The 16,184-nt window shown below is 68.6% G+C and carries 17 protein-coding genes and 1 tRNA gene; 12 read left to right on the top strand and 6 right to left on the bottom strand.

The window, feature by feature from the left end; genetic code table 11:
- Window positions 1-90 precede the first annotated feature (90 nt).
- Window positions 91-783 (bottom strand): cAMP-activated global transcriptional regulator CRP, encoded by a 693-nt coding sequence (crp, locus tag L3V18_RS05980; RefSeq protein ID WP_111265563.1) that lies wholly within the window; start codon window positions 781-783, stop codon window positions 91-93.
- 297 nt (window positions 784-1,080) lie between these two features.
- On the opposite strand from crp, the gene speD reads away from it, so the two are divergent.
- Window positions 1,081-1,872, top strand: a complete 792-nt coding sequence (speD, locus tag L3V18_RS05975) for an adenosylmethionine decarboxylase (RefSeq protein WP_237053781.1) — start codon at window positions 1,081-1,083, stop codon at window positions 1,870-1,872.
- Between the two features lie 406 nt (window positions 1,873-2,278).
- On the opposite strand, the gene coq7 is transcribed toward speD, so the two are convergent.
- Together coq7 and L3V18_RS05965 are read right to left on the bottom strand one after the other, a co-directional pair.
- The gene (coq7, locus tag L3V18_RS05970) at window positions 2,279-2,935 is read right to left on the bottom strand and encodes a 2-polyprenyl-3-methyl-6-methoxy-1,4-benzoquinone monooxygenase (RefSeq protein ID WP_237053780.1); all 657 of its coding nucleotides are present in this window, start codon (window positions 2,933-2,935) and stop codon (window positions 2,279-2,281) included.
- A 64-nt stretch (window positions 2,936-2,999) separates the two neighbouring features.
- On the bottom strand, window positions 3,000-4,178 hold the full coding sequence (locus L3V18_RS05965) for a (Fe-S)-binding protein (RefSeq protein ID WP_237053779.1): 1,179 nt from the start codon (window positions 4,176-4,178) through the stop codon (window positions 3,000-3,002).
- A gap of 212 nt (window positions 4,179-4,390) precedes the next feature.
- Between L3V18_RS05965 and rplM the strand changes: the two genes are divergently transcribed.
- From rplM to L3V18_RS05940, 5 genes are all read left to right on the top strand, one after another.
- Entirely contained in the window at window positions 4,391-4,819 is a 429-nt protein-coding gene (rplM, locus tag L3V18_RS05960; protein ID WP_237053778.1) for a 50S ribosomal protein L13, read from the top strand.
- A gap of 12 nt (window positions 4,820-4,831) precedes the next feature.
- Window positions 4,832-5,224 (top strand): 30S ribosomal protein S9, encoded by a 393-nt coding sequence (rpsI, locus tag L3V18_RS05955; protein WP_237053777.1) that lies wholly within the window; start codon window positions 4,832-4,834, stop codon window positions 5,222-5,224.
- A 36-nt stretch (window positions 5,225-5,260) separates the two neighbouring features.
- Window positions 5,261-5,335 (top strand) — tRNA-Gln (locus L3V18_RS05950).
- A gap of 348 nt (window positions 5,336-5,683) precedes the next feature.
- Complete coding sequence (locus L3V18_RS05945; protein ID WP_237053776.1) at window positions 5,684-6,208, top strand: hemerythrin domain-containing protein; 525 nt, start codon at window positions 5,684-5,686, stop codon at window positions 6,206-6,208.
- Window positions 6,209-6,331: 123 nt separating this feature from the next.
- Entirely contained in the window at window positions 6,332-7,147 is an 816-nt protein-coding gene (locus L3V18_RS05940; RefSeq protein WP_237053775.1) for a DUF3050 domain-containing protein, read from the top strand.
- Between the two features lie 351 nt (window positions 7,148-7,498).
- Here L3V18_RS05940 and L3V18_RS05935 read toward each other — a convergent pair whose 3' ends face one another.
- Entirely contained in the window at window positions 7,499-8,185 is a 687-nt protein-coding gene (locus tag L3V18_RS05935; RefSeq protein WP_237053774.1) for an acyl-homoserine-lactone synthase, read from the bottom strand.
- Between the two features lie 110 nt (window positions 8,186-8,295).
- Window positions 8,296-9,048, bottom strand: a complete 753-nt coding sequence (locus L3V18_RS05930; protein WP_237053773.1) for a LuxR family transcriptional regulator — start codon at window positions 9,046-9,048, stop codon at window positions 8,296-8,298.
- A gap of 207 nt (window positions 9,049-9,255) precedes the next feature.
- Between L3V18_RS05930 and L3V18_RS05925 the strand changes: the two genes are divergently transcribed.
- A complete protein-coding gene (locus L3V18_RS05925; protein ID WP_237053772.1) occupies window positions 9,256-10,236 on the top strand; it encodes a fumarylacetoacetate hydrolase family protein in 981 nt (326 codons plus the stop codon).
- A 192-nt stretch (window positions 10,237-10,428) separates the two neighbouring features.
- Window positions 10,429-11,085 (top strand): maleylacetoacetate isomerase, encoded by a 657-nt coding sequence (gene maiA / locus L3V18_RS05920; protein WP_237053771.1) that lies wholly within the window; start codon window positions 10,429-10,431, stop codon window positions 11,083-11,085.
- A 163-nt stretch (window positions 11,086-11,248) separates the two neighbouring features.
- Here maiA and L3V18_RS05915 read toward each other — a convergent pair whose 3' ends face one another.
- On the bottom strand, window positions 11,249-12,361 hold the full coding sequence (locus tag L3V18_RS05915; protein ID WP_237053770.1) for a PilT/PilU family type 4a pilus ATPase: 1,113 nt from the start codon (window positions 12,359-12,361) through the stop codon (window positions 11,249-11,251).
- A 104-nt stretch (window positions 12,362-12,465) separates the two neighbouring features.
- On the opposite strand from L3V18_RS05915, the gene L3V18_RS05910 reads away from it, so the two are divergent.
- The 4 genes from L3V18_RS05910 to L3V18_RS05895 all read left to right on the top strand — a co-directional run bounded on the left by L3V18_RS05910 (window position 12,466) and on the right by L3V18_RS05895 (window position 16,044).
- Complete coding sequence (locus L3V18_RS05910) at window positions 12,466-12,846, top strand: DUF4398 domain-containing protein (protein WP_237053769.1); 381 nt, start codon at window positions 12,466-12,468, stop codon at window positions 12,844-12,846.
- Complete coding sequence (locus tag L3V18_RS05905; RefSeq protein WP_237053768.1) at window positions 12,843-13,682, top strand: hypothetical protein; 840 nt, start codon at window positions 12,843-12,845, stop codon at window positions 13,680-13,682. Before L3V18_RS05910 ends, L3V18_RS05905 begins: the two co-directional genes overlap by 4 nt.
- A gap of 395 nt (window positions 13,683-14,077) precedes the next feature.
- The gene (locus L3V18_RS05900; RefSeq protein ID WP_237053767.1) at window positions 14,078-14,293 is read left to right on the top strand and encodes an HP1242/YdcH family protein; all 216 of its coding nucleotides are present in this window, start codon (window positions 14,078-14,080) and stop codon (window positions 14,291-14,293) included.
- 374 nt (window positions 14,294-14,667) lie between these two features.
- Window positions 14,668-16,044, top strand: coding sequence for a pyridoxal-phosphate dependent enzyme (locus L3V18_RS05895; RefSeq protein ID WP_237053766.1), 1,377 nt, complete (start codon window positions 14,668-14,670; stop codon window positions 16,042-16,044).
- Window positions 16,045-16,184 lie beyond the last annotated feature (140 nt).

The raw sequence follows: 16,184 nt of genomic DNA, 5'->3' as shown, positions 1-16,184 counted from the left end.
GTTCTTGCCTTGTCCGTGTGAATCCGTGGCTCAAAACCGAAACGGGCGGCCACCCAGGCCGCCCGTTCTGCTTCGCATCGCCGATGAGTCTCAGCCGCGGGTGCCGTACAGCACCACGGTCTTGCCGCGGGCGTGCAGCTTGCCGTCGGCCTGCAGCTTCTTGAGCACGCGGCCGGCCATCTCCCGCGAGCAGCCGACCAGGCGCGACAGCTCCTGGCGCGACACGCGCAGCTGGGTGCCGTCGGGATGGCTCATCGCCTCCGGCTCCCTGGCCAGGTCGTGCAGGGCGCGCACGATGCGGTCGGTGACGTCGAGGAAGGCCAGGCGGCCGGCCTTGCGGCTGGTGTCGAGCAGGCGCCGCGAGATCTGCGCACCGATCGCGTACAACAGCTTCGGTGCGTCGGCGGCCAGCCGGGTCATCAGCAGGTCGTAGAAGCGGTCGTGGCCGATCTCGGCCAGCTCGCACGCGGTGCGCGTGCGCAGGATCACCTCGCGCTGCTCGCTCTCGATGAACAGGCCCAGCTCGCCGACGAACTCGCCGGGGCCGAAGTAGCCGAGCACCAGCTCGCGACCGTCGTCCTCCTCGGTGATGATGCTGACCGAGCCGGAAATGATGTAGTAGAGCGTGCTGGCCGGATCGCCGGGGCGGAACACGTCGGTCCGTGACGGGTAGCGACGGCGATGACAGTGGACCAGGAACCGCTCGATCGTGGCGGCATCCGGAGTCAGCGGGCTGTGGGTGCGACGGAGCGCGGTGAGATGGGCGACCGGGTCGGCAGGCATAGTTTGAATTAGATGTAGTGGTAATCCTTCAATCGACGGAGCTTAGGCCCAAGCGACGTCCGGGGGCAAATCCTGACGTTTTTCGCCGCCGCCGCCGGTCCGGATCCGTGCCGGTCCTCGCATCCCGACGCCCTTGCGGAGCGGGCGTTTGCGCGGCCCGGGGCGGGCATTTCCGACCGGTCCGCGGCCGCGCCCGGGAAGCACGGCGCCGGCCCGCCGGCCGCCGGCGCCTCGCTTTAACGGTCATGGCGATTGCCGCATAATGCGGGCCCCCAGCCGTCCCCCGGAACCGCCGACGTGGTCAAGCCGTTGCCTCGCCTGAGGCTGCAGGGTTTCAACAACCTCACCAAGGCCCTCTCGTTCAACATCTACGATGTCTGCTACGCCGTGTCCGAGGACCAGCGCCAGCGCTACATCGAGTACATCGACGAGGCCTACAACGCCGACCGCCTCACCCAGATCCTGACCGATGTGGCGGAGATCATCGGCGCCAACATCCTGAACATCGCGCGCCAGGACTACGATCCGCAGGGCGCGTCGGTGACGATCCTGATCTCCGAGGAGCCGGTGATCGACAAGTCGCAGGCCAAGGGCGTGATCTCCGACGCCGTCGTCGCGCACATGGACAAGTCGCACATCACCGTGCACACCTATCCGGAGACCCATCCGGACAACGGCATCGCGACCTTCCGCGCCGACATCGACGTCGCGACCTGCGGCGTGATCTCGCCGCTGAAGGCACTGAACTACCTGATCGAGAGCTTCGAATCCGACATCGTGGTGATGGACTACCGGGTGCGCGGCTTCACCCGCGACATCAAGGGCAAGAAGCACTACATCGACCACAAGATCAACTCGATCCAGGACTACCTGGCCAAGAACGTCCGCAACCGTTACGAGATGCTCGACGTCAACGTCTACCAGGAGAACATCTTCCATACGAAGATGCATCTGAAGGACTTCGATCTCGACAACTACCTGTTCGAGGAGCGCGCGCGCAACCTGTCGTTCAAGGAGCGGATGAAGATCGAAGCGCGGCTCAAGCGCGAGATCGAGGAGCTCTACCACGGGAGAAACCTCGTCGACTGAGGGCCGGAGACCGGAGCCTGTGGTCGAGAAGCCGAAAGCCCGCCATTTCCGGCGGGCTTTCCCGTTTCTGTGCTCCTGCTAGCGTCGGTCGGTTCGTGCCGGTCTGGATCAGCTCCCGTTCGTGACCCGAGCGGGCGGAGCGCACCAGAAGACCGATGCGGCCCCAGCCGTGCCGTTCGGTTTTGCATGGATCACGTATCAGCCGAGGGTACGCGCGGCCTCGCTCCCCGGCCCCCCGGCCTCTGTCGCAGCGACCGTGGCACGCCGCCGGTCGCGGGGTCGGAATCGTCCCCATGCGGCCTCATGCGCGGCGCAAGCCGCGACCGGGCTTTGATTGAAATGACGGAAAGGCCCATCGCCGCTCCAGCCACGCCTGCGAACGAAGGCGTGTGGCCGTCCCCGGCCCTCAGATCCGGTATGCGACCGCCTTCATCAGCTTCGACGCGGCTGCCATCGCGGTGGGAATCGGGGGCGGCAGCACCCGCGCACCGGCCGCCTCGGCGTTGTCGGCATGGCGGGCCTCGTCGGCCTTCATCACCTCCAGGATCGCGCGGCTGCGGATGTCGGCACCCGGCAGGGACTCCAGGTGCTCGTCGATGTGGGCCTCGACCTGGCGCTCGGTCTCGACCACGAAACCGAGATTCCAGCCGTCGCCGCGCAGTCCGGCCAGCACGCCGATGGCGTAGCTGCCGCCATACCAGAGCGGGTTGAACAGGCTTGGTCGGCTGTCGAGTTCGCGCAGGCGGTCGGCGCACCAGGCCAGGTGATCGGTCTCCTCCTGCGCGGCGTCGAGCAGGTGCTGGCGGGTGACCGGGTCGCGCGCGACGGCTGCCTGGCCGCAGTACAGCGCCTGTGCGCAGACCTCGCCGACGTGGTTGATCCGCATCAGGCCGGCAGCGTGGCGGCGTTCGTCGTCGTCGAGGACGACGTCGGCCCGGTCCACGGCCGGATTGACGCGCTCGGCGCGCGGCGAACCGAACACGGTGTCGAGCGCGCGCTGGGTGCCGTCGAGCAGGCGGTCGAGCGGGCTGAGGCGGCGGGGCGTCGTGCTGGGGCTATGCATGTATCCAGTCTACGCGGCCGTCGTGCTGAAGGCATGGACTGCGCACGAGTTGCGCTGGTGGACGCTAGTGCCGGAGCCGTTCAGCGAGCAGTTCCAGCGGATGCTGGACCGGCATGGCCGCGGCAGCGGCGAGGTGCAGGCGACAGCCGATGTTGGCGCTGAGCAGGCGGGTCGCGCCTGACTGCCGCAATTGTGCCAGCAACGGTTCGCGGTAGCCGGCCGCGCGGGCGGGTTCGGCCAGCATCTGCAGTCCGGCGGCACCGCAACAGCCAAGGCCCGGGTCGAGTTCGACCGTTTCCAGTCCGGGCACCCGTGCGAGCAGGGCGCGCAGGGCCCGGTCCGAGCCGGTGACGTTGCGCTGGGTACATGGGATGTGGAGGGCGATGCGCTCGCTGGCGGCATCGCCGAAGCGCAGGCGCTCGGCGTGGCGGTGGAGGAACGCGACCGCATCCACCGCCGCCGTGCCCGCCGGCATCGCCGCCGCCACAGCCGCATGGCAGCCGCTGGCCAGGGTCAGTACGGTGTCGCAGCCCGCGAAGGCCGTGTGGTTGGCTTCGGCCAGGGATCGTGCCCCCGCTGCGTCGCCCCCATGCGCATGCAGGCTGCCGCAGCAGGTCTGGCCACGGACCGGGGCCATGGCCAGGTCCAGCGCCGCCAGCAGCCGCGCCAGCGCGGCGCGCAAGGGGACCTCGTAGACGCCGGCGATGCAGCCGGTGAATACCGCGATCGACGGACGTTCGCCGGTGGCGGTGCCCGCCACGTCCATCGCCGCCGGCGGCCGCGGCAGCGGACGCAGCCCTGCCGGCAGTGCCGGAAAGACGGTGCGGTACAGTCCGAGCAGCCGCCCCAGCAGGACGGGCCGGGCGACCAGGTCTTCGGCCAGTCGCTGCAGGCGTCCGGGCGGACGGCGGCGGCGCTGCTGCATGCGGGCGACGGTCAGCAGGCGGCCGTACTCGACCCCGGCCGGGCAGACCGCCTCGCAGCTGCGGCAGCCGAGGCAGTGATCGAGATGCGCCTCGCCGAGTGGCGTCGGGGCGAGGGTGCCGGCGGCCAGCGTCCGCGCCAGCGCGATCCGGCCGCGCGGGGACTCGGCTTCGATCCGGTCGCGGGCGTACGTCGGGCATGCCGGCAGGCACAGGCCGCACTGGACGCAGCGGTCCGCCAGCGCCTGCAAGGATCCGGCCTGCTCCGCCAGGGCCCCGGAGGCAGGCGGAGCGGTCATCGGCAGCGACGGGGCGGACATGGCCGGCGATGCTAGCATCGCCGCCGCGCTGTGGCGGGTGCGACCCGCGATCGCCGGTCAGCTTGCGTGAGCGGTGGATAGCCGCTATCATTCCGCCTCTTTCGTCCGCGAAAGCGTTTGCTGTCGCGGATCACAACGCGAGGCAAAGTTCCGCCAACCGGTTCCCGGCACGACGGAATCCGCCCGACCAGATCCACCCATATAGAGCCGTCATGAAGACTTTCACCGCCAAGAACGAGACCGTCCAGCGCGACTGGTACGTCGTCGATGCCGAAGGCAAGACCCTCGGCCGCCTGTGCTCCGAGCTCGCGCGCCGTCTGCGCGGCAAGCACAAGCCCATCTACACCCCGCACGTCGACACCGGCGATTACCTCGTGGTGATCAACGCCGAGAAGATCGCCGTGACCGGCAAGAAGCTGCAGGACAAGATGTACCACCGTTTCACCGGCTACATCGGCAACCTGAAGTCCGAGACCCTCGCGCAGGCGCTGGAGCGTCATCCCGAGCGCGTGATCGAGATCGGTGTCAAGGGCATGCTCCCGAAGACCCCGCTGGGCCGCGCGATGTACCGCAAGCTGAAGGTCTACAAGGGCACCGAGCACCCGCACGCCGCCCAGCAGCCGCAGCCCCTGGACATCTAAGGTAAAGCAGACATGGCAATCCAGCAGAACTACGGCACCGGCCGTCGCAAGTCCTCCACCGCGCGCGTGTTCCTGCGCAAGGGCAGCGGCAACATCACCATCAACGAGCGTCCGCTCGACGAGTTCTTCGGCCGCGAGACCGCGCGCATGATCGTGCGCCAGCCGCTCGAGCTGACCCAGTCGACCGACAAGTTCGACGTCAAGGTCACCGTCATCGGCGGCGGCACCACCGGCCAGGCCGGTGCGATCCGCCTGGGCATCGCCCGCGCGCTGGTCGAGTACGACGAGAACCTGAAGCCCGAGCTGCGCAAGGCCGGCTTCATGACCCGCGACGCCCGCGAGGTCGAGCGCAAGAAGGTCGGTCTGCACAAGGCCCGTCGCGCGACCCAGTTCTCCAAGCGCTAATCAACTTCGCGGTTGTTGCGCTATAATCGGTTTCATAGCCCCGTCGCCAAGTGGTAAGGCATCTGACTCTGACTCAGACATTCGGTGGTTCGAATCCATCCGGGGCTGCCAGATCCGAAACAGAAGACCCGCCGCAAGGCGGGTTTTCTGTTTCTGCGCACCGGCCTCTGCCCGGATGCTCCCGATCTCCAGCCTGAGCTTTCCTGTCTGACGCCCGCCTGCGGACCGTCGCGATCTGCGACTGCGTCCGCGTCGGAGGCCCGGCTTCGTCCCGTCGCAGGAGCCTGCCGCCATTCGAGAGCTCCCCCAGGGCCCGGCCCTGTCAGGAGGGGAGCTTCCCGCCGGCGCCGTGAGGGTTTTCACCCTGCTGCATCTGACAGGTACCTGCGGTTGCGCGGCCCCGCTATGGTCTTGCGGCAAGGGAGTCGCATATCGGCAGGGGGGCGCATGCTGGGGTTCATGCGAAGGCTTATCGGGCAGCCGCCGGAGCGGCAGGCACCGACGGGCAGGAACGACGCTGGATCCGCGACCCTCGGCGCGATTTCGACGCCTGCGCGTCCGATCGCCTACGACGCCGGGCTGGTGCCGACGCTGAAGCAGGACCACCACGATCTCGTCGCGCTGTTCAGCGAGATCGGCAGTTGCGCGAAGCTGGACCGGTTCGAGGACATCCCGATGCTGCTCACCCGCTTCAAGATGAACTTCGAGGCCCACCTGATCGCCGAGAACGTGCGCTTCTACAACTACGTCGAACGCGCGCTGGAGGGCGACAGCGAGAACACGATGCTGATCCGCAGCTTCCGGCGCGAGATGAACGCGATCGCGCGCGGCGTCGTGGATTTCGTCAAGAAGTACCAGCTGACCGGGTTCGACGCCGGCGAACGGGCCGCGTTCCTGGAGGACTACCGCAACGTCGGTGACCTGCTCGCCCAGAGGATCCAGCGCGAGGAGGCCAGCCTGTACCCGCTGTACCAGCCGGCCTGAACCGGCTCGCCCGCCACACGTCCAGACCCACGCAATCCCGTCGGTTCCGCAGCAGATCCGACGGCAGCAGTCCGAGTTCGATCCATCCGCAACGCTTCCCCCCAAGAAAAGGAGAGCATGGACATGGATGTCGACCCTATCGTCACCCCCCAGATCGCGCGCCTGCGTCGCGGCCTCGAGTGCCACGGCGTCTTCGATGAGTTGCGCAGCATCGAGGCGCTGCGCGCCTTCATGCAGGTGCACGTCTTCGCGGTCTGGGACTTCATGTCGCTGGTCAAGCGGCTGCAACAGGACCTGACCTGCGTAAGGCTGCCGTGGATGCCGCCGAGCGACCCGGCCAGCGCACGCCTGATCAACGACATCGTGCTGGCCGAGGAAAGCGACGTCGATGCCGAGGGTCGGCCGGCCAGTCATCTCGATCTGTATCTGGCGGCGATGCGCGACGTCGGCGCATCCACCGAGTCGTTCTCCCGCTTCCTGCAGGCGCTGGAGCGGGGCGTCGCCAGCGAACAGGCGCTGATCGATGCCGACGCGCCGGTGTTCGTGCGCAACTTCGTGCTCGACACCCTGCGTACCGCTACCGGGGCGTCGACGCTGGAGGTGGCCGCCAGCTTCCTCTATGGGCGCGAGAACATCATCCCCGGCATGTTCCAGGGACTGCTGGCGCGCTGGGGACTTGATACCGCGACCGCACCGGGCTTCGTCTATTACCTCGAACGCCATATCGAGCTCGATGCCGACGAACACGGGCCCGCGGCCGCGCGGATGATCGGCACGATGCTCGCACGTCAGCCGCAGGGGCTGTCTCGGGCCCGGCAGGCCGCGCGCGATGCGCTGCACGCCCGCCACGCGCTCTGGGACGGTACCGAGACACTGCTGCGCAAGCTGCGTGGCAAGACCTTCAGGGAGGAATCTCCCGAGGAGCGGGTGCCGGCCTAGACCGCCATCCATCTCCCCGACCGGTCTCGCCGGGTCTGTGGGCAGGCAGCGCAGGGAAGCGCGGGGGCGCGTATGCAGATACGCGACCGGGCATGACGCAGGATGCGGGCCCACAGACCCGGCCCTTCGGATCGCACCCATGCAGTCCCGTTCGGTATTGCGCGCCGTCGCCGTGACCCTGCGGCGGCGCGCGAAGACGCGTGCCAGGTCAGGCACGCGTCTTCATGCATCGGACGGGAAGGAGATGGCGAGTCCGCCGCACACCTCTGTGCCTGCATCTGCGGGCCGATGGCGGCGGCAGCCGGGTGCCGCAACCGCCATCGAAGACGCCCGCGGGTCCGATCCCCGGGCTCAGGCCGCCCGCGGCAGGGTCGGGACTGCCGGCAGCTGGCCAGGAACCCGTCCGGTACCTTCACCTGCGATGACACCGTCGGCGATGCGCAGGTTGTGCGTGTCCAGCGGCAGTTCGAACGCCAGGCTCATCACCCGGCCGATCCGGCGTGGCTGCCCGAGCCGCCCGGTCTGCAGGTCCAGCCGTCGCAGCATCCGCTCGAACGGTGCGCTGGTCACGCCGACCAGCGCGCGCACGCCGCGATCGGCACAGAACCGCAGCAGATGGGCGACCATCCGCGCGGGCGTCTCGCTGAATCCGTAGCCGGCCTCCGTTCCGTCCATGTCGGTGGCGACCGCGAACCGGCTGACCTCCCACACGTCCGCGCATGCCGGAACGCCGCGGGCGTCGGCCAGCTCCGGGAACACGTCGCGGAGCATGTTGGGCCCGAGCGTCGGCAGGACCCTGCAGCAGCCGATCACGCGCACCGGCGGCGTCGCGCCGCGGATGGCGGCGACGGCGTTCTGGTGGGCGAGCAGGTAGTAGGGCCGGGCGAGGTCGAAGCGGTCATGTTCGCGTCCGTGCCGGACCTCGACTTCCCAGCGCAGGCGGTGGTGGAAGACGTCGGCGCGCAGCCTGTGCATGCCGTCCATGAGCGTGGGCGAGATACAGCCATTGCCGGCGCGGCCGATCGTGATCGTGGTCATCGTGCTTGAACTCCCTGTCGTGGTAGGTCTCGACAGGTGAGCGCAAGCTGTCAGTCGTTACAGCTGCAAGGACTGACAGGGTGGTGCGAACGGCGGAGCGGCCGCGGCCGTCAGTAGGAGGTGATGAGCCCCATCGTCACCGCGCGGGCGACCGCGGCCTGGCGGCCGGAGACGCCCAGCTTGCGGGCTGCGTTCTGCAGGTGGAACACGGAGGTGCGCTCGCTGATCCCGAGCAGCTGCCCGATTTCCCAACTGGTCTTGCCGGCCGAGGCCCAGAACAGACACTCGCGCTCACGCCCGGTCAGGTGCGGCAGGCGCGTCGCCGGGTCCGGTGACGCGAACATCGACGGTATGAAGCGTCTGGCCGACTCGTGGACGTAGTGCGCGAGCATGTGCAGATAGGGCAGCTGCCGGGTCAGCTCGGGGTTCAGCCGCGACTCGCCGGCGAACGACATCAGTCCCCAGTGGATGCCGGGGCCGTGCAACGGGACGCTGACGCCGGCACCGAGGCCGAACTCGCCGGCTTCGCCGAACATCCGGCGCACGGCCTGCATGTGCGGATCGATCACCCGCGGGTCGGCCGGTACCGCATCGCTCCATCGCAACGGAATCGCATGATCGTGGCAGTGCGAGACGATCGGATCGATGCGCAGGTAGTCCTGTTCGAGATAGCGCTCGACCCAGGGCTGCGGATAGCCGCCAAGCGTGAACTGTCGCTGGCGGTCGTCGACCAGCGGCAGGTCGAGGGCGTACAGCCAGTGGGAAACGCCCAGAGGGGCGGTCAGTCGGTCCACTGCGCGGCTCAGCGCATCGGCCGAAGGGCACTCCTGCAGTTCGGCGAACGCCTGCAGTGGCGGTAACATCGCAGATCCTTCTGGGAGTCCGCGGCCACGGTAACAGCTCGGCATGGTCGCGCCACGCGGCCGATGCGTGGAACCGGCAGGCCATCACAATTGGGGCCGGTGGCGAGTCTGCCCGCCGGGCGGTGGCTGCCTGCTCTGCCGGACGAACAGGTTACAATTGAAACCATTGCGCCACGGCGCCCTGCCACCATTGAAGCCGGAGTCCCGATGAAACTCGGAAGCCTGAAAGAAGGAGGCCGCGACGGCACCCTGATCGTCGTGTCGCGAGACCTCGCCCGCGCGGTACGCGCGACCGGAATCGCCGACACCCTGCAGCGTGCACTGGAGGACTGGTCGAATGCCGCGCCGCGCCTGAACGCGCTGTCGGAAGCCCTCGATGCCGGAACCGCCGAGGGAGCGTTCGACCTGGACCTGGCCGCGCTGGCGGCGCCGCTGCCGCGCGCCTACGAGTTCGTCGACGGCAGCGCCTACCTGCCGCACGTGGAGCGGGTGCGGCGTGCCCGTGGCGCCGAGGTGCCGGAGACCTTCTACACCGATCCGCTGATGTACCAGGCGGTCAGCGCCGGCTTCTACGGGCCGCGTGATCCGGTGCGCGTGCCGAGCGAGGAGTACGGCATCGACCTGGAAGCCGAGGTCGTGGTGGTGACCGACGATGTGCCGATGGCGGTGACGCCCGAACAGGCGGCCGCGCACATCCAGCTGGTCGGTCTGGTCAACGACGTCAGCCTGCGCAACCTGATTCCCGCCGAGCTGGCGAAGGGCTTCGGCTTCCTGCAGTCCAAGCCGCGCTCGGCGCTCAGCCCGGTGTTCGTGACCCTCGACGAACTGGACGGGTTCTGGCGCGAGAACAAGCTGCACCGCGCGATGCTGACGCATGTCAATGGCGAGTGGTTCGGGGCGCCCGAGGCCGGCGTCGACATGCAGTTCGACTTCGCCCAACTGGTCGCGCATGCGGCGAAGACGCGACCGCTGTCGGCCGGCACGATCGTCGGCTCGGGTACCGTCGCCAACCAGGACACGACGCTGGGCGCGTCCTGTTTCGCCGAGCGCCGCACGGTGGAGACGCTCGAGCATGGCAAGCCGCAGACGCCGTTCATGAAGTTCGGCGACACCGTGCGCATCGAGATGCTCGACGACGACGGCAACAGCCTGTTCGGCGCCATCGAGCAGCGTATCGAACGGGCCTGAGCTCCCCGCTGGAGCCCTCATCATCCCGTCGCCGAATCGTGGGTCGTCCGGTCGCGGCCGGGCGGCCCGTTCGCTTTTGGGGTGGCCGGTAGCTCCGGAGCCGGTGCGGCTCCGCGGAGGCGGTCGGCTCCTTGTCCGGCAGGTCGCTGAGGTAAGGTAGTCCGCTCCCGATGGCGAGAGGTGCGAGCGAGCGTGAGCGAACGACTGCAGCTGTATTCCTACTGGCGTTCCAGTGCCGCCTACCGGGTGCGGATCGGCCTCAACCTGAAGGGGCTGTCGTACGACATCGTGCCGGTGCATCTGGTCCGCGACGGCGGCGAACAGCATCGCCCCGGCTTCCGTGCCGCCAATCCGCAGGGGCTGGTGCCGGTGCTGACCCATGGCAGCCGCAGCTTCCGCCAGTCGATGGCGATCCTCGAGTATCTGGACGAGACCTGGCCGTCGCCGCCTCTGCTGCCCGCAGTGGCGCGCGAGCGGGCCCGGGTGCGTGCGCTGGCGCAGGCCGTCGCCTGCGAAATCCACCCGCTCAACAACCTGCGGGTGTTGCAGCATCTCGAGAACGAACTGGGCCTGGACGCCGATGCGCGCTCGCAGTGGGTCCTGCACTGGATCGGCGAGGGCTTCGCCGCGATCGAGGCGATGCTGGCCGGACACCCGTCGACCGGCCGCTTCTGCGAGGGCGACGCGCCTTCGCTGGCCGACTGCTGCCTGGTCCCGCAGGTCTACAACGCGCGCCGGTTCAAGCTGGACATGTCGGCCTATCCGACCATCGAGCGGATCGAGGCCGAGTGCCTGGCGCTACCCGCGTTCGATGCCGCGCGGCCGGAGAACCAGCCCGACGCGGCTTGAAGGCGCGGTGGGGCAGGGCCCTTGGCGATGGATTTCGCGGAGGAACGGGGATAGAGCGCCGTAACGGCTCCCGATCCGCGGTCGTCCGCGAAATCCGCGTTTGCAGCGTCGTGGCTCCCCGTCCGCGACTGCCCGCGTCGATCCCCGGCCCGTTGCTCCTGCTTCAGTGCGAATGGGCGTCGAACACGTCCGCGTAGGGGTCGTGCTCGGCGCTGGAGCCTTCCGACAGACGGAACTTGAGCGCGAGTCCGTCGCGCGAGTCCGCCGCGCGCAGCGCCTCCTCCATGTCCACCTTGCCTTCCTTGACCAGCCGGAACAGGCACTGGTCGAAGGTCTCCATGCCTTCCTCCAGCGATTCCTCCATCGCGTGCTTGATCTCGTGCACCTGGCCGCGTCGCATCAGGTCGCGGATGTGCGGGGTGTTGATCAGCACCTCGGCGGCGGGCAGGCGGCGGCCGTCGGTGCCGACCACCAGGCGCTGGCTGATCACCGCCTTCAGGTTCAGGGCGAGGTTCATCAGCACGTTCTTGTGCGCCGACTCGTTGAAGAAGTTGAGGATGCGCTCCAGGGTCTGGTCGGCGTTGTTGGAGTGCAGCGTGGCCAGGCACAGGTGGCCGGTCTCGGCGAACGCGATCGCCGCTTCCATCGTCGCCGCATCGAGGATCTCGCCGATCAGGATCACGTCGGGCGCTTCGCGCATCGCGTTCTTCAGCGCGTTGTGGAACGCGTGGGTGTCGAGGCCGACCTCGCGCTGGTTGACGATCGACTTCTTGTGCCGGTGCAGGTACTCGATCGGATCCTCGATCGTCAGGATATGGCCGGAAGTGCTGGTGTTGCGGTGATCGATCATCGAGGCCAGCGTCGTCGACTTGCCCGAACCGGTCGAGCCGACGATCAGCACCAGGCCGCGCGGGGCCATGATGATGTCCTTGAGCACCTGCGGCAGCTGCAGTTCCTCGATCGAGGGGATCACGCTGCGGATCGCACGGATCACCATGCCGACCTCGCCGCGCTGCTTGAACACGTTGATGCGGAATCGCCCGGCGTCGGGCAGGGCGATCGCCATGTTCAGCTCAAGATCGCGCTCGAACGTCGGCACCTGGCCCTCGTCCATCAGCGAATAGGCGATCTTCTTGACCATCCCCGGCGGCAGGCCGGTGTTGCCCAGCGGGTAAAGCTTGCCCTCGACCTTGATGTAGACCGGCGCGCCGGTGGTCAGGAACATGTCCGACGCGTTCTTTTCCGTCATCAGCTTGAGAAAATAGCCGATGTCCATGCAGCGACCCCTTTGAACGTAAACCGTTCCGGCTCCCGACGTTGCAAGCCGGGCACCGGCTTCAGACAATGGCCCCGCGACATCACTACCGCATGGCCTCCCCAATGACCCCAAGCTTCGCATACTTCCGCGGCCTGCTGATGGCCGCAGTTCTCGCTTCGGTGCTGACAGCCTGCGCCAGCCTGCCGCCGCCGACCGCCGAACTGGCGGCCGCGCAGCAGGCCGTCGTGACGGCTTCCGATGCCGACGCCGACCAGTACGCGGCACGCGACATCGCCAACGCCCGCGAGGCCCTCAGCCGCGCGCAGGCGGCGATGGCGGAAGGCCGTGACGCGGACGCGCGCAAGTTCGCGCTCGCCGCCAGTGCCGACGCCGAACTGGCCGGCGCGCGCAGCGAACAGGCGCGGCTGACCGCACAGGTGGCCCAGCGCCGCGCCGAGATCACCGAGCTGCAGCGGCGGCTTGGCCAGGAGGACCGTCGATGAACATGCGCATCGCATTCACCGCCGCACTGCTCGCCCTGGCCGGCCTGGCCCAGGCCCAGCAGGGGCACAGCTACGAATCGCTGGTCCAGCGCCTGGCCGTGCTCGACGCCGATCCCGGGCTCGCCCGCCACGGTGCCTACCAGCGGATGCAGGCGCGGCAGGCGCTGCAGGCGCTGGATGAGGCGGGCAGTCGCGACCGGGAAGCCGCGCGCTATGTCGCGGAGCGGCGGGTCGAGGTCGCCGAGATCACGGCCCGCAACGAGGCGATGGAGGACGAGCTGCTGCAACTGGAGCGCGAGCGCAGCGACCTGCTGGTCGAGGCCAGCCGCCGCGACGCCGCCCGCGCCCGGGCCGAGGCCGAGCGTCTGCGCATCCAGGCGCAGATCCAGGCCGAGGAAGCCGCGCGACTGCGCGAGCAGACCGAGGCCGGCGAGGCCGCGATGCAGGACGTGGAAGCCGCGCTGCAGGGCGTGGCTGGCGTGCAGGAGGCCCGGCTGGCCGCGGCCCGCGAGCGCGAGGCCGCGCTGGCACGGCAGGAGGCCGAGCTGATCGCCGGCGCCAAGCTGCCGCCGGTCAAGCGCGAGCGCCGCGGCGAAGTGTTCACCCTGTCCGGCGACGCGTTCGGCTCCGGACGCACGGCCCTGACAGCCTCCGCCGAGGGCCAGGTCCGGGCGTTGGCGGCCTATATCCAGGGCATGGGCGGTGACGGTGCGGTGCGGGTGTCGGGCCAGGGCGCCGGCGTGGTCCGCGACGCCCTGCTCGCGGCCGGGGTGCCGGGCTCGCGGCTCAGGGTTTCCGATGGCGGCGGCGCCAGGGTCGAGATCATCGTCCCCTGAAAGTCGCCGTTGAAACAATTGCTTACGTCTGGTTCCGTGGGTGCGCGGGGCGATTGCCGGGCGCCGTGTCCCGTTCATCCGGGCGCTCTTGCCGGAGGCGGCGGCGAAGAGTAGGGTCATATACCCAAGCGGCTTCCATCCGCTTGGTGCAGAGCCCGGCCCGATGAAGCAGACGCCATCTCCGTCCCTCCCCGCCGCCGCCATCAGGGCCGTGGTCGGGACGTGCGGACGCGGCGCCCGGACAGGAGTCATCCTGATCCGTCCCCAGCCTGGCCACATCGTCGACCTGCTCGTTGCGCCTCGGCCCCCGGCCGGGGCGTTCTCGTTTGCAGGCCCTCCCTGACAGCCCGGCCCCCCGGCCGGACGTTTTCCCCACATTGCTGAAGGAGGTTTCCATGTTCGAAGAACAGCCGCAGCCCGAGATCGAGGCGCTGATGAAGGCCAATCCCGAATTCAAGCAGCTCTACCAGCGCCACCGGTTGCTGGACAAGAAGGTGACCGACGCCGAACTCGGCGTACTGCCGATCGACGACGTCACCCTGAACCAGATGAAGCGCGAGAAACTCGCGGCCAAGGACCGGTTGCTGCGGATGTACGACGCCCAGCATTGATGCCCGGGGCTCTGCCCGGGGCCGCTCCGCAGGAGCATTGTCGAGCATGTTTTTCCGGACGGCGGGGCCTCCTCGTCGGCACCTCCGTCCAGAACCCGGAGCCGCCGGGGCGGGGCGGGGGGGCGCCCCGGGCGGGGGGGGCGCCAGCGCACCCCCCGACCACACCCGGCCCCCCCGGCGGCGCCATTCCCCCCCGCGGCGGCTGTCCGGCCTGATCCCCGACGAGCCCGTCGCCGCAAGCCCGCCGCCGGGCGGTCGCCGCGGGGATCACGCCGGATGGTGGCGTCAGGGGGAGGGCGGCGGTCCCGCAGGCGGGCCGGTTAGAATTGCCCGATCCGCCGCAGCCAAGCGGCTTCAGGAGACCGGGCGACCGCATGGCCATTCACGATTCCGTACTCGAACTGATCGGCGCGACCCCGATCGTCAAGGCCAGGCGCCTGGATGCGGGCGTCTGCGAGCTGTACTTCAAGCTGGAATCGCAGAACCCGGGAGGTTCGATCAAGGACCGGATCGGCCTGAAGATGATCGAGGCCGCCGAAGCCCGCGGCGACATCAGGCCCGGCGACACCCTGGTCGAGGGTACCGCCGGCAATACCGGCATCGGCCTGGCCCTGGTCGCGCAGCAGAAGGGGTACAAGCTGGTACTCGTCGTCCCGGACAAGATGAGCCGGGAGAAGATCTTCAACCTGAAGGCGATGGGCGCCCAGGTCGTGCTGACCCGCTCCGACGTCGCCAAGGGCCATCCCGACTATTACCAGGACATGGCGGAGCGGATCGCCCGCGAGACGCCCGGCGCCTACTTCATCAACCAGTTCGGCAACCCCGACAACCCGGCCGCGCACGAGTACGGTACCGGTCCGGAGATCCTCGAACAGATGGCCGAGGTCGGTGGCCTGGATGCGATCGTGTTCGGCTGCGGCAGCTCGGGCACGATGAGCGGACTGTCGAAGTGCTTCGCCGAGCAGTCGCCGCACACCGAGCTCGTGCTGGCCGATCCGGTCGGGTCGATCCTGGAGGAATACGTCAACCGCGGGACGCTGTCGGGAAAGTCGGCCAGCTGGATGGTCGAGGGCATCGGCGAGGACTTCCTGCCGACGATCTCCGACTTCAGCCGGGTGAAAAAAGCCTATGCGATCAGCGACCGCGAGAGCTTCCTGACCGCGCGCGAGCTGCTGGCGAAGGAGGGCATCCTCGGCGGTTCATCGACCGGCACCATCCTCGCTGCGGCGCTGCGCTATTGCCGCGAACAGACCGAGCCGAAGAAGGTGCTGGTGTTCGTCTGCGACACCGGCAACAAGTACCTGTCGAAGATGTACAACGACTACTGGATGCTGGACAACGGCTTCCTCGAGCGCGAACCCAGCGGCGACCTGCGCGACCTGATCCTGCGGCCGTACGCGCAGCGCGACACCGTCGTCGTCGGCCCCGCCGACCTGCTGGTCACCGCCTACCAGCGGATGAAGCTGTACGACGTCTCGCAGCTGCCGGTGATGGACGGCGACGCGCTGGTCGGCATCGTCGACGAAAGCGACGTGCTGCTGCATGTCTACGGCGACGAGGCGCGCTTCCGCGATCCGGTGTCCACTGCGATGGTGAGCAAGCTCGACAAGGTCCAGGTCGGCGCTCCGATCGAATCGCTGCTGCCGATATTCGACCGCGGTCATGTCGCGATCGTGATGGACGGCGAGCGTTTCATCGGCCTGATCACCCGTATCGACCTGCTGAACTACCTGCGGCGGCGGGTGCAGTGAGCGGGCGTTGCAGGCGCGGAATTCACATGTCGTTGACATCACATTTGGCGCCCAGGGATAGCTGAATACCAGCGTTCCGGCGGGTGCCTATGTGCGGATGGTCGAGGTAAACTTAGCGGTCGCCGTGCCCGCGGGCATGG

This window comes from Marilutibacter chinensis, from assembly GCF_021725675.1.
Lineage (GTDB): Bacteria > Pseudomonadota > Gammaproteobacteria > Xanthomonadales > Xanthomonadaceae > Marilutibacter > Marilutibacter chinensis.
Note: the sequence above shows the minus strand (reverse complement) of the source record. Positions and strands in the feature narration are given on the sequence as shown.